Origin of the sequence: uncultured Sphaerochaeta sp. (assembly GCF_963676625.2) — a bacterium.
GTDB lineage: Bacteria > Spirochaetota > Spirochaetia > Sphaerochaetales > Sphaerochaetaceae > Sphaerochaeta.
Map to the genome: position 1 here is coordinate 842,100 of NZ_CAXXYB010000004.1, position 12,600 is coordinate 854,699.

General features: G+C 39.3%; 12 protein-coding genes. 4 read left to right on the forward strand and 8 right to left on the reverse strand.

Translation table 11 applies throughout. The features are described from left to right. The first annotated feature begins 93 nt into the window (after window positions 1-93). Genes ACHZBG_RS06965 through ACHZBG_RS06975 form a run of 3 tightly spaced genes read left to right on the forward strand, consistent with a single transcriptional unit; the run spans window position 94 to window position 3,261 of the window. Window positions 94-1,290, forward strand: a complete 1,197-nt coding sequence (locus tag ACHZBG_RS06965; protein WP_320128727.1) for a tyrosine-type recombinase/integrase — start codon at window positions 94-96, stop codon at window positions 1,288-1,290. Next, a complete protein-coding gene (locus ACHZBG_RS06970) occupies window positions 1,287-2,249 on the forward strand; it encodes a tyrosine-type recombinase/integrase (protein ID WP_320128728.1) in 963 nt (320 codons plus the stop codon). Before ACHZBG_RS06965 ends, ACHZBG_RS06970 begins: the two co-directional genes overlap by 4 nt. Beyond that, on the forward strand, window positions 2,242-3,261 hold the full coding sequence (locus tag ACHZBG_RS06975; RefSeq protein ID WP_320128729.1) for a site-specific integrase: 1,020 nt from the start codon (window positions 2,242-2,244) through the stop codon (window positions 3,259-3,261). The genes ACHZBG_RS06970 and ACHZBG_RS06975 overlap by 8 nt, the downstream gene beginning before the upstream one ends. A gap of 33 nt (window positions 3,262-3,294) precedes the next feature. Here the strand turns inward: ACHZBG_RS06975 and ACHZBG_RS06980 are convergent, their stop codons facing one another. Both ACHZBG_RS06980 and ACHZBG_RS06985 read right to left on the reverse strand, forming a co-directional pair. Next, window positions 3,295-3,960: a DDE-type integrase/transposase/recombinase gene (locus ACHZBG_RS06980; RefSeq protein WP_320129233.1), complete on the reverse strand. Its 666-nt coding sequence runs from the start codon at window positions 3,958-3,960 to the stop codon at window positions 3,295-3,297. After that, window positions 3,957-4,445, reverse strand: a complete 489-nt coding sequence (locus ACHZBG_RS06985) for a helix-turn-helix domain-containing protein (RefSeq protein WP_320128730.1) — start codon at window positions 4,443-4,445, stop codon at window positions 3,957-3,959. Before ACHZBG_RS06985 ends, ACHZBG_RS06980 begins: the two co-directional genes overlap by 4 nt. Window positions 4,446-4,477: 32 nt before the next feature. On the opposite strand from ACHZBG_RS06985, the gene ACHZBG_RS06990 reads away from it, so the two are divergent. Then, a complete protein-coding gene (locus ACHZBG_RS06990) occupies window positions 4,478-4,849 on the forward strand; it encodes a transposase (protein ID WP_394699344.1) in 372 nt (123 codons plus the stop codon). Window positions 4,850-4,940: 91 nt separating this feature from the next. Here the strand turns inward: ACHZBG_RS06990 and ACHZBG_RS06995 are convergent, their stop codons facing one another. The 6 genes from ACHZBG_RS06995 to ACHZBG_RS07020 form a co-directional block, all read right to left on the reverse strand. Next, on the reverse strand, window positions 4,941-6,020 hold the full coding sequence (locus tag ACHZBG_RS06995) for a Gfo/Idh/MocA family oxidoreductase (protein ID WP_320128731.1): 1,080 nt from the start codon (window positions 6,018-6,020) through the stop codon (window positions 4,941-4,943). Between the two features lie 10 nt (window positions 6,021-6,030). Then, window positions 6,031-7,347 (reverse strand): nucleotide sugar dehydrogenase, encoded by a 1,317-nt coding sequence (locus ACHZBG_RS07000; protein WP_320128732.1) that lies wholly within the window; start codon window positions 7,345-7,347, stop codon window positions 6,031-6,033. Between the two features lie 63 nt (window positions 7,348-7,410). After that, complete coding sequence (locus ACHZBG_RS07005) at window positions 7,411-8,685, reverse strand: hypothetical protein (protein WP_320128733.1); 1,275 nt, start codon at window positions 8,683-8,685, stop codon at window positions 7,411-7,413. Continuing rightward, a complete protein-coding gene (locus ACHZBG_RS07010; RefSeq protein ID WP_320128734.1) occupies window positions 8,660-9,760 on the reverse strand; it encodes an O-antigen ligase family protein in 1,101 nt (366 codons plus the stop codon). The genes ACHZBG_RS07005 and ACHZBG_RS07010 overlap by 26 nt, the downstream gene beginning before the upstream one ends. 1,019 nt (window positions 9,761-10,779) lie before the next feature. Continuing rightward, on the reverse strand, window positions 10,780-11,928 hold the full coding sequence (locus ACHZBG_RS07015; RefSeq protein ID WP_320128735.1) for a glycosyltransferase: 1,149 nt from the start codon (window positions 11,926-11,928) through the stop codon (window positions 10,780-10,782). After that, window positions 11,928-12,533 carry a CatB-related O-acetyltransferase gene (locus ACHZBG_RS07020; protein WP_320128736.1) on the reverse strand — a complete coding sequence of 202 codons (606 nt, stop codon included), beginning with the start codon at window positions 12,531-12,533 and terminating at the stop codon, window positions 11,928-11,930. The genes ACHZBG_RS07015 and ACHZBG_RS07020 overlap by 1 nt, the downstream gene beginning before the upstream one ends. Window positions 12,534-12,600: the final 67 nt, after the last annotated feature.

Below are 12,600 nucleotides of genomic sequence, written 5' to 3' on the forward strand. Positions count from 1 at the left end.
TGCCTAGAATTACCAATCATGAATCGGCAAAACCTTCTTACTGAAATATCCAAAATGACTACATACTGTATTCACCATAAAGGAGAATGCCGTATGGAACAATTGTCAGCAGTCTTGAAAGTCCTACAGGAATATGACCAAACCCGTTATCTTAGCAAAGCTACTTTGCGATTATATGAACTGTCATACCTAAGGGTTGAGAAGGAACTAAAACACCCCCTTGAGGAAGGTATAGAGTTGATTGAAGCTGTCAGACACCAAGCAAATGAACTCATAGAGCAGGGAAAAACCAGTATAATTGCATATCCTACCTATTCCCGAATGCTTTGTTATCTGGAAACTGGAACGGTTTATGATAAATATCTCATCCATAACACTACCAAGACAGTTCTAAATCAGGACAGCTACAGCCTTGTACTCTACCAGTTTCTGACTTATCTGCAATCTGAAGGGAAGTCATCCTTTACAATTGAGAGCTATAGGAACGTAGTAACCCAGTTTCTCAATCACCTGAATGCCAATGGTATTCTTGATATTGCTGAAATCAGGGGATTTTTGGTGGTATCTTTCTTTGAGGTACTGAGGGGCATATGGGTATCTACCAATATTCGTATTGCAGCCTCCGCTATGCGAAAATTTCTCGGGTATCTGGGGTATGAGGGAGCCATACTCCAGGCAATCCCAACCAATTGTCCACGGCACACTCCCATCATCCCTATGCTTGAGGCTGAGGAGAATGCTGCCCTTGCTCACTATATTTGCCATGGGGACGGTTTCTGGAGGACCAAGGCAATACTCTCATTGGTCTACTATCTGGGTATCAGGGCCGTAGATATCACAAATCTAAAACTGGAAAATATTGATTGGGTCAAGGAAACCTTGTCATTTGTCCAATCAAAGACCCGAAATCTGCTGGTCCTCCCCCTCTTGCCTGTCATTGGCAACTGTATACAAAGATATTTGCTGGAGGAGCGCCTTGAAAGCAACCTTCGCTATGTGTTCCTATCGTTACTACCACCTCATCAAAAGTTTTCAGGACATTCTGTAATCTATGCGATTATTAGGAATGTGTTTGCTGAGCTTAGTATCCGGACTTCCAAACAAAAAGGGTCACGCATGTCGAGACACCATGCAGCATCAAAACAGCTGCAGAATTGGGTTCCCTTGGGAACCATAAGCAACATGCTCGGGCATAAAAACATGGATCCAACTACAATCTATGCTACTGTAGAATACGAGAAGCTCAAGCCTTGTTGCCTCGAACCTTACTACAAAGGGGCAGCATTATGAGCTATACCAGCAGTTTGTCTTCAAGAATTGAAAAATTTGACCAACAGTATAAGGTTACCCACAAGTCCTACTCCTTGCTGTTTTATACTAGAATGTTCGACGCATATTGGGATGCGCACCAGTATCCTCCATTGCTCTCCAAAGAGCGGCTCTCTGGGTGGATTTGTTGTTTGGATGAGGAATCCATCCAGCGTCAGAACAGCAGGATACTGCTGGTACGGTATCTGGGGAAATACCTCCAATCAATCGGGGAAAGCGACCAGTATGTCCTGCCCTATAATATTTCTCCTAAAGTTCCTGAGTATGTCCCCTATTTCTTTACTGAAGAAGAACTCAAAAGACTTTTCTCTGGCGAGGTTATGGGATCTCTCAAGTCGGTTCCCCATGCTATGAGCAGACAATATGTGCTTCCCCAATTATTCTCAACCATTCATTGCTGCGGACTCAGACCTGGGGAAGCTAGGACGCTTCTTGTTGGGGATGTAAACTTGGGGCATGGCTGGATTGATATCAATGGAACTAAAACCTCTAGGGATAGGCGTTTGCCGATCGGGGATACATTGCTGGAGGAATTGAGGAAGTATGATCTCATTGTGCAGAGGCGCTTGCCGGAAAGAAAATATTTCTTTCCAACAACAAAAGATTGCTGCTACAAATTTTCATCTGCATCAATAGCATTCACCCGTATTCTCAGGGATGCAGGCATAGGGCAATCTTCCAATGGGAATAATGCGAGATTATATGATCTTCGGCATCATTTTGTATTTAGGAACATCAATAAATGGATTGAGGATGGCAAGGATGTATATGCCTTGCTGCCTTACCTCAGGTTGTATCTTGGCCATTCATCTATCCTGGACACTGAGTATTATTTGCATTGGGTTCCTGAATTCTTTCCAGTTTTTGGTCGTCTATATGGGAAGCTTGGGGACAATCTCCCGGAGGCGATCCATGGCTAAGACTAAAAAAGCTGAACTCTGGCGTCTTGTAACAGACTTTTTTAATGTCTACCTGAAGGATATCAGAAGGATGAGCAAGGGAACGGTTGAAACCTACAGGTATGGGTTGTACTCCTTTATAGCCTATATGTGTGAACAACGAAATGTTGAGGCTTCTCTTCTTTCGATGGATTATTTCACAAGGGATAATGTCATGGAGTTCCTAGCATATCTGAATCTGGTCAAGAGCCTTTCGCCAGCAACATGCAATCTCAGACTCTCAATCCTGAAAAGTTTCCTCCGATACTGTGCTGATGAGTATGTACTCCTTTATGCCGCCTATCAGTCCATCAGGAACATACCCAAAGCTCGGAATGATCAAAAACCTGTGGAATACCTTTCAGAAAAGGCCCTCAAGGCTTTGCTCCTGGCTCCTGACCCTAACACTCGACTGGGAAGAAGGGATTGTATGATCCTCATCTTCATGTATGATACGGGTTGCCGTGTACAGGAGTTGGTTGATGTGAGATTTGATTCCCTCCATTTGGAAGTCTCTCCAAGCTATGCAGTGCTTACAGGCAAAGGGAACAAGACCAGGCTGATCCCTTTGATGGAGAAAACAGTTGCCCACCTCAATGCATACATCCATATGTTTCATCCTGCAAAGGAACCAAAAAGACCGCTGTTCTATGCCATGAAGAGTAATGGCCCTTCGAAGCTATCCACAGATGCAATTTCCGCATTGTTGAAGAAATATGGAGAGAAGGCAAGTAAAACATGCGTTGAGATTCCCCCTGGCCTATACCCTCATCTGCTGCGAAAAACCCGAGCCATGCACCTTTATTTGAACGGGATGCCATTGGAGAATGTAGCAAAATTCCTTGGGCATGCTGACTCTTCAAGTATCGCACATTATGCCACTGCTAATCTCACCATGCTCACGGCTGCAGTGGATAAAGCGAATCCAGATGTGGTTGGAACGAGTAAAAACTGGAAAGACCCTCAAATACTCAAGCGACTGATGGGGTTATAGACAAAAGGTTTTGCCGATTCATGATTGGTAATTCTAGGCAACAGAAAGGTTACGGACGGGACTCGGCAAAACTAATTCTTCGTTGAAATCGCCGTGAATGATAGCTGGTACCACTCTCAAGTCACGGGTTACCCGTGAGAAAAGCCTCTGGGAAAGAATGTCGGACTCACTTTCCTCTATGGTCCAGCCTACGATGCTACGGTCATAGACATCTATGATCGTATAGGCATAGAGAAAGATACCACGCACCTCGGTTTTCAACCATGTGATATCCCAAGCCCAGATTTGGTTGGGACCGGTGACAAAAAGCCTTTCCATGACCTGGGCCTTTGCTGGTTTCCTTGACTCCTGCCTATGACGGAGGGCATCGCGCTTGCGCAGAATCCTGTACAGCGAGGATACGCTTGCGATATAAGTTCCTTCCTGGGCAAGCGTTGCGACTATCTGCTCGGGTGTATTGTCCCGGAACCGTGGGCTGGAAGCCAATGAAAAGAAGGCATCCTGCTCATTCTGGGTGAGGCTGTGAGAAACCTTTCGGCTACTTCCTTTCCGTTTGTCGCAAAGCCCTTCATGCCTCCAGTTCTGGATGGTTCTGGCAGCAATTCCGAGAAATTCGCAGGTCTTTCTCTGGGAAACACCGAGAAGTCTTGCCTCATCCACAAAGGCAAGGATTTCGGCTTTTTCTTCCTCTGATATCAGTTGTCCCCGTCCTGATCGAACAGGTCCGGATGTTTTTTTTTGAGTGTAAGCAACACAGCAACCTCGGCCAGGGCTTTTTCCTTCCGGGCAAGCTCCTTTTCCAGACGCTTGTTCTCTTTCCTCAGTGCCGAGTTCTCGTTGCGGATTTCGCCCTGCTTGTCGTTTGCCATACCGGTCAACTCCTGTTCCCACAAGGGGAGGTGCTCGGAGTGCAGGCCTTGCCGTCTCAGCCATTCCCCCAGATCTTCTTCTCCGAGGGTTTTGCTTTCCAGCAGAAGTGCAAGCTTCTCTCCGGGACTCCGCTGGGAAACCGTCGGTTCTCCTGCTGTGTCCAGGTCAAGCTTACCAGCTTTGTGCCGTAGCATCCAGCTGTGTATGGTAGTGGAACTGATACCCGTTTCCTTGGAAACCTGATAGACGCTTTTGTCTCCTCGCTGCAATACTTTCCGGACTACCGAAGCCTGGAATCCTGTTGAATATCTCATGATGTTTTGCCCTCCTAGTGGCGAAAACTATCATGACAGCTAGTGTATGGCAGCAGCCGGACAAGCAGCATGCCATTTCCTATGCCAGGGCGATCGAGGCCGAATACGGGGACAAGTTCCCCCAGGCCATCGAATGCCTGATGGGAGGGCTTGAGGATTCGCTGCAGTTCTACGACTACCCGTTGCTGGATTCCCGGAAGATCGCATCCAACAATGGCACGGAGAGGGCCAATGCCGAGATCCGCAGGAGAAGCCGTGTGGTGGGGGTCTTCCCCAGTGCCGGGTCCTACCTGAGGTTGTTGGTCTGCTATCTGATGGAATATGAGGACGACAACCAGAGCAACAGGTGTTACCTGAAAGCAGAGGCAATAGAGGAACAGCGGCGGCTGAGACACGCGGCATGATCATCAGATGGAGGAACTTTCAAGCCCCTTCGATTTTGAAATTGCAAACTAAACTTGACGCGACCAAAACAGCTTTTTATAATATTTGCTCCTATCTTAAAGAACAATTTACCATATCAGAAGTGGAAAATTTTTTTAAAGGGAACCTCACGGGTGTACCTGTCTTTTGGCTTTTATAGATAGCCAATACCAATTCCAAGGCTCTTCTCCCTGCATAAGCATCTACATATGGTTTCCGGTCATTCTTGATAGCATCAATGACATCAGAAAAAAGACTGGTATGGCCATTTCCGTATACATTGCTTGTAGCTTCTTCCAGTCCTTTGTTCTTCAAATCAGATTCTGTTTCTTCGGAGAAATCCCAGACATCTATATTGTTTGTGCTAGTTCCACCTATTTTGACAGTCCCTTTTTCCCCGAAGAGATACAGAGTTTCCTCAAGGTTCTTCGGATAGACATTGGTGGTCCCCTCGATGGTTCCGATTGCCCCATTCTTAAATTTCACCACTGCCATCCCGATATCCTCGGCCTCCAAGTAATGGTGAAACTGTTGCCGAGTCTGTCCGTAGACTTCCTCTATCTCGTCACCCATCATCCAGCGTAGGAGGTCAATCCCATGGATGCATTGGTTCATCAGTGCTCCTCCATCCTGGGCCCATGTTCCCCTCCAAGGTGCTTGAGTATAGTAGTCTTCGTTTCTGTTCCATCGTACATGAATGGACCCATGACTCAGTTTGCCGAAACGGTTTTGTTCAAGTGCTTCCCGCATTTGCTGTACAGCTACATTGAAACGGTTCTGATGACAAGCAGATACTTTGACACCTTTTTCTTCGGATCTTTTAATTATTTCATCGGCATCGGACAAGCTCATTGCCATGGGCTTCTCGATGATTACATGAATGCCCTGTTCTATGCAGAAAAGGGCAACCTCAGCATGTAGTCCACTTTCGGTTGCAATGCTGACCAACTCAGGTTTGCATTCAACAACCATTCGCCTGTAATCGGTATACCGCTTGATGGAGCTGGCTGATTCCAGTCCATTCTTTGCAAGTACGGTTTCCATGTGTTCAGGCAGAACATCACAGACCGCTACGATTTCAAGGTCATTGTTAACTGCCGCCTTGATATGGTTTGTTGAAATTCTTCCACAACCAATAAGTGCATATTTCATGAGAAAACTCCTATAGCACTTCGATATTATTACGATTTGAAATGTTTTTCATCACATTTTTCGTATCGAAAATTGCATTGGCATGTTTCTGGACAAAGTCGTAATCTACATTACTGTGTGCTGCAGTTATCAGAACAAGGTCGCTGTTTTCAAGAACCTCAGATGTCAGATTCTCCAATCCTTTCCTAATCTTCCCCTTGTATTTATATTGGGCCACCCAAGGGTCAAAATATTCGACAATCGCACCATTTTTCTCCAATTCCTCGATTACTCGCAATGCAGGACTTTCCCGATAATCATCAATGTCCTGCTTATAGGCAACGCCAAGAATCAGTACTTTAGCGCCGTTCAAGGATTTCTTGAAACGGTTGAGAATCTTCGAAGCTCTCTCAACGGTGTATTCAGGCATCCTGTCATTAATCATCATTGAACTTTCAATCATGGATGTGTGAAACCCATATTCACGAGCTTTCCAAGAAAGGTAATAAGGATCAAGAGGAATGCAATGTCCTCCCAGACCTGGACCTGGATAAAAAGCTTGAAAACCATAAGGTTTAGTCTTAGCAGCATCGATTACTTCCCAAATACTAATACCCATCTCATGGCAAAGTTTGGCGAGTTCATTAACAAGGCCGATATTTACGTTTCTGTATGTGTTCTCCAGTATTTTTTCCATTTCAGCAATAGCTGGACTTGAGACCTCTGTGACATCGCCTGAGAGAACAGCCCTGTACATTGCAGAAATAACTTCGGTGGCATCTTTTCCTATTCCACCAACTACTTTAGGGGTATTCTTTGTTTTATAAATCAAGTTACCCGGATCGACACGTTCAGGGGAAAAACCTAAATAGAAATCTTCACTACAAACAAGTCCAGAACCTTTTTCAAGGAGGGGCTTAACCAATTCCTCGGTAGTACCAGGATAGGTAGTAGACTCAAGCACAACAATAGAGTCTTTCTTCAAGTATTTGGAAATGGCAATGACAGAATCTCGTACATAGGATATATCAGGTTGCTGATGTTCATCCAAAGGCGTAGGGACGCAGATGGCAATGAAATCACAATCCTTGATGAAGGAGAAATCACTAGTGGCTCTCAACATCCCTTCGGAAACCAGCTTAGACAGGTCATTATCAACCACATCCCCGATATAGTTATGTCCTGCATTTACCATGTCGACTTTCGAGGACTGGACATCAAAACCGGTGGTCTTGAATCCTGCTTTAGCCTTTTCAACAGCTAGGGGAAGACCAACATAGCCAAGACCGATCACTCCAACCTGAATGGTTCTTTGAGAAATTTTAAAAAGCAATTCATTCTTATTCACTTAAATCCACCTTGTTAGGAAAAAATGTTGATTGTAAAATAGATAAAAAAAGAAAAACATGCTCTAAATAATTAGATCCTCGTTTTTCTGTGATGATTTTGTACACACTTTGAATCCTAGCATTATTACTATAAAAGCCTGTATGGCTGTAGCAAACAGATTTGCATAGTTTACTCCCATCACTCTAAATGGCTTAACGAGAATAATAATAAATAAAAGATATAAGATAGCTTTAATAACAGTAATCAACAAAGGATAAGAATTTTTCCCAAATCGTAATACAAATGGCCAGATAAAAGAATAGACAACGCCAAACATAGACGCTGCTATTGAATATGGTACATATTGCATTGCCATATCTTTACTTTCTGGATACAAAAGGTAAATCAAGGGTTCACTAATTAGAATACAAAATATGTAGCCTAATATTGCAAATGCAAATAAAATAATAATGTAAAAAGAAAACTGTTTCCTTGTTATTCTTTTTAAATGGACTATATAACTAAGTAACACACTAGATAAAGGACTAGTAATCAGGGCAACTGTTTTGCCAACAATAGAAGCAGCATAGTAAATCGTAAGTTCAGTTCCTCCAAACAATGGGAATATCAGCAAACGATCAAAATACATCAGAAACGAACCAAGAGAAGCACTCAAAACTAAAACTGAAATCCTGATTGATGTTTTTTTGATGTGTTCTGTACTCCTGAAAGGTTCTTTCCATAAGCTTGTAGTAAAAATTATATAAACTAAACATAACCCATAACCAACAAAAAATATCCATTCCCAATCTCTTGTTATTATAAAAAGAAGACAGCCCAAACAGTATCCAAGTGTCTGAACTATTTTGCTTAACATTATTCGTTTGTAGTCTAATTTAATCCGGTATTCAACAGCTAGATAATTAGTCATAACTGAAGCTAATGAAATAAAGATCAACAGAATATATTCATAATTATCTATCTCAAGTTGATATAACCGAATTACCAAGAAAAGGAGAGATGCATTAATAGCAGATAAAAAGGAAAGAAAAATATTATAGTCCCCTTTTTGATTTATATAATAATGGTTGTCTATAAGTCTGGCATTGTTTAAGGGACTTCCAAACATTCCTATACCAATATTCAATAAACCAACAACAGTTAACATACCACCGTATTGTTCGGTACCTATAACTCTGGCAACATAGGGTTGAATTAAAAATTGTAAAAAAAAGAGAGGGACCGCACTTGCAATTATATTATAGACTAAATCTCCAGCAACTTGCCTTACTTTCTTACTAGCAATCTGACTATCTTTGAGGAAATGGCGCTTAAACATTTTTTTCACTCTTTTCATATTTTGGTGCTGAAAATACAATCATTACACAATACCAGAACAAAGGTGTGTCTAAATAACTTCCTGAAAACATAAGATTTGTCATAGGATAAGCAAATAGAAATAAAACAATTACAAACTGCAAATCTCTTTTTATTAGCTTGATTAACTTAGAAAAAAGAAATGTGAGAAAGATAACCATTGCCGCAAAGTAAAAAACACCTCCCTGCAACAATAATTCAAGAAAAAAATTATGAGGATATTGGTTTACCGTTGTCAGATGATACATATATTCAAATAGGCCATATCCGTTAAAAGGTTTTTTACTAATTAAATCAAATGCCTGCTGGTAAATTCGATCACGACCAGAACTTCCCCCAGCCAAGTCAAATCCTCCTCGTTTAAAATCAATAAATGAAATAGCCCTTTGGAAACCGGTATAAATACTTTCATTAATTTGAATAACGAAATATAGGGTATATAAAACAAACGGAAGAATACATAAGATAAGCATTAACCAAATATAGAACTTTTTAGAATGCTTATTTTCTCGAAGCCAAGCCCAAGAACCAAGGAGCATATAAACTATCATCAGAACAAAAGCACCTCTTCCCCCTGGAACAATTACACAAAAACCAAGAAGAACAATAACAATATGTGAAATACTTTGATAAAATTTAGACTGAAAAACTGAAAATCTAATCGATTCTTTCCCAGAAAATGAATAGTAAATACTTAAACCAAAGGCAAAAGCAGAAAAATATGAAGCAGCTTGATAATTAACCCCTCCGTAAATTCTGCTAATATTTCCACTTAAAATTGAACTTGAAATTGAAATTATTGAACTTAATGAAACCAGAAATACTACAATTTCAAACCATTTGATCACTATTGATAAATATTGTTTATAATGTATTCCTATCTCACTTCCCCAAATAATTGAATCAAAGGAAAAAACCCAAAAGAAAATAAAATACTTTCCTTTTTCATAATTATAACCGTGATTATTGAAGACTTGAACTATTCCAATTAAAAGAATTATTATTATTAACGATATAAATGGCATTACTTTCAATGAAATATATTTTTGTTTCATGTGTTCGAAAAGATATACTGCTAGCGAGATTATAAAGGTTATAGCCATAACAACAATATATACTTTTGAGTCTTCAGCTCCTGTATATGTCTTTCCAAACAATGAATAGATTGTAAAAAAAAGAAGTATCTTTGCAGGTTCAAAAACTAAAAAAAATTGTTTATTTTTTGTTGAATTAATTTTAATGAATTTCACTCCTCTTATTGCTTTATGGATAGAATTTTTTGTGTTTGAAAAAGCTCAAAATAAAGTCATATTTGAACATAAAATTGTAAGGTTCTAGATAATAGATCCACACTAAGCTAGGTAAAAATAACCAGCACTTTCACCACGAAGTCTCACGTTTTGATATCTATGTTGGTGTGGTATGGTGATTTTATAGTTACACAGTTTTTATTACTCAATTTATAATGAGCACAGAGTCCTCGAAAAGTTGAAACAAGGAGAGACAGGTTATTCTCATTTCTAATATAGAGTTATCATAAAACAAGGGCAAACAAAAAAGAACATTTACCAATGTTCAGGGCTAGTAAGATTGTCTTGGAGGCGTTGTAGTCGCAGAAGACATTCTCCCAGATTGCATAGGAGAATAACAGCCACCCCAAACTCTAGTAACCAATTGGAAATCTACATTTATCAATGCTGGCAAAGAAGATCTCAAAGGAGAATCAAGTCGCCAAGAACAAGGAAGACAAGAAAGAATTATACGAAAACATGCTCCGTAAGCTTGGAAAGCAGGAAGTAAAGAAAGAATTCCCCAAAAGGACAGAGAGATGAATTCACACATACAAAATATATCGAATCTGGAGGAATTATAGCGTCATATAAGAGTTTTGCATTCATCAGCGTAATCATACCAGCTGTACCGAATCCTGCCCATATAATGAAAGATATGCTTGACATCCTCAAAATATCTATTAATTTAATGTTTTTACGACTTAGGAAGCGGTTGAACAAATAACCAAGCCTTTCTTCTGTCTCACCAATCACGACTCGAATACGAAGTCCTGTTTTTTGCTTTAAGATAAAATCTTTTTAACTAATCTATTGTAATCAAGTGATTCTTTTGCATATGCATAGCTAAGCTCCTTTTGTTTATTAATATCAATTTCTCCTTTTCCAATCTTCTCAATTATTTTCACTAAATCATCTCTGGTCATAATATAAAATATAATTGAATCTGGAATATAATCATAACCATTTGAGGGATCCGTTGTTATTCCGATGCATCTACAACATAATGCTGTTTGAAAGGTTGAAGAATAAGAAAACTGTACATAAGCATCAGCAGCACATAGATATTTTTTCAAATTAGTAGAATTCATCCATCCAAGATACCGAATTTTATTGTGATATTCTTCAATCTTTTGCATTACAACAAGAGAAACATCTTCTGTCATACCTCCAACAATACAAAGTTTAATATTTTTTTGGTTTGCGCTAACAACTGCATTAATTATTTCTAAAGTCTTTTTATTTCTATCCAATTTCCCTGTATGATATAAAACAATATCATCATCTTTATATCCTAGTTCTTCTCTTATTTTTTTCCTTTGTTTATAATATTCCTGATCATCAAAAATAGAATCACCTAATGGAAATAATTCTAATTTTGAATCCGGTATTCTATAAATCTTTTTAAGAAAGTCTGCTTCGCTCGTACCAATATAATACACTTTCTCAAGATAAGGTAAGGCCTTATTAAGGATCGGTTTATAAAATCTCTTATGTAGGATATTTCTAGAAATCCAATTGGTACCACTATTTGTCATACTTGCATGTGAATCTAAAATGAATCTTACATTTGGATGATTTTTTACATACTTTATAAAAGTATTTAACTCATAAGCAGAAGAACCATGAAACATGATAAAATCAGGGCAAAAATTTTCAATAATTTCATATACCCCTTTATATGCCCTAATCTTATGTGTTAGTCGATTGTTTATTATTTTCTTGTATGGAACCCTTATCACTGGAATCCCAAATTCATTGTTGTATCTTGAGGCTTCAAGGTATTCAACCTGATTATTTTCACAAAGGATTTCTGTTGAGGCAACTATTAAGACATCATGCCCTAAATCATTCATTATTTTTGGAAGAGTATTTTCTTGATAATTATAACAATCAATATAAAAACAAGACAACATAGCATGTAGAATCTTCATTAGATATTTTCCTTAACAAATTGTTTTACGTTGGTAAAGAGATGTGCGCTATTAGAAATCTTGCTCTCAGACCAATTCCACCATTTTATTTGCATTAATGACAAAATCGTTTCAGAATCAAAACGTAATCTGATTAACTTTGCAGGATTTCCTGCCCATATCTCATAGGGTCCAATATTTTTGGTAACAACGGAACCCATCCCAATTATGACACCATCAGAAATCGATACTCCACTCTTAATCAAACAGTTACTTCCAATCCACACATCATTACCAATAGTAGTATTTTCATATGGATTAAATTGATGAGAAGAGAAATGTTTCAACATACAATTCCTCCCAGAAAGGAAAACAGGAGAGGTTGAAACCCAGTCAATAGGATGACTTGCACCACCGATTATACACCCTCCGGCGATAGAACAAAAATTTCCAATTTGGGTATTTACAATTGAAGTCGAATTGCCTATATAGGAATATTTCCCAATAGTTGTCCTAACGATATTTGCTCCAGCATTTATTTTTGCAGAATTTGCAATTTTAGAATCTAAAATTGCTGGTATTGAACATTTTTTAAAAAATTTTGATATATAATAAAGTAAAAGCATTTTTTCTCCAAAATTCAAGACTTATTCGATTATTTCACTGTTTGAATACCAGTATGGGAGTATTCCC

Coding starts and splice junctions, on each gene's coding strand:
- ACHZBG_RS06995 (WP_320128731.1), bottom strand. CDS start 6,020: ATGAAATATGCACTTATTGGTTGTGGAAGAATTTCAACAAACCATATC.
- ACHZBG_RS07005 (WP_320128733.1), bottom strand. CDS start 8,685: ATGAAAAGAGTGAAAAAAATGTTTAAGCGCCATTTCCTCAAAGATAGT.
- ACHZBG_RS06990 (WP_394699344.1), top strand. CDS start 4,478: ATGACAGCTAGTGTATGGCAGCAGCCGGACAAGCAGCATGCCATTTCC.
- ACHZBG_RS06970 (WP_320128728.1), top strand. CDS start 1,287: ATGAGCTATACCAGCAGTTTGTCTTCAAGAATTGAAAAATTTGACCAA.
- ACHZBG_RS06965 (WP_320128727.1), top strand. CDS start 94: ATGGAACAATTGTCAGCAGTCTTGAAAGTCCTACAGGAATATGACCAA.
- ACHZBG_RS06975 (WP_320128729.1), top strand. CDS start 2,242: ATGGCTAAGACTAAAAAAGCTGAACTCTGGCGTCTTGTAACAGACTTT.
- ACHZBG_RS07010 (WP_320128734.1), bottom strand. CDS start 9,760: ATGAAACAAAAATATATTTCATTGAAAGTAATGCCATTTATATCGTTA.
- ACHZBG_RS07020 (WP_320128736.1), bottom strand. CDS start 12,533: ATGCTTTTACTTTATTATATATCAAAATTTTTTAAAAAATGTTCAATA.
- ACHZBG_RS06985 (WP_320128730.1), bottom strand. CDS start 4,445: ATGAGATATTCAACAGGATTCCAGGCTTCGGTAGTCCGGAAAGTATTG.
- ACHZBG_RS07015 (WP_320128735.1), bottom strand. CDS start 11,928: ATGAAGATTCTACATGCTATGTTGTCTTGTTTTTATATTGATTGTTAT.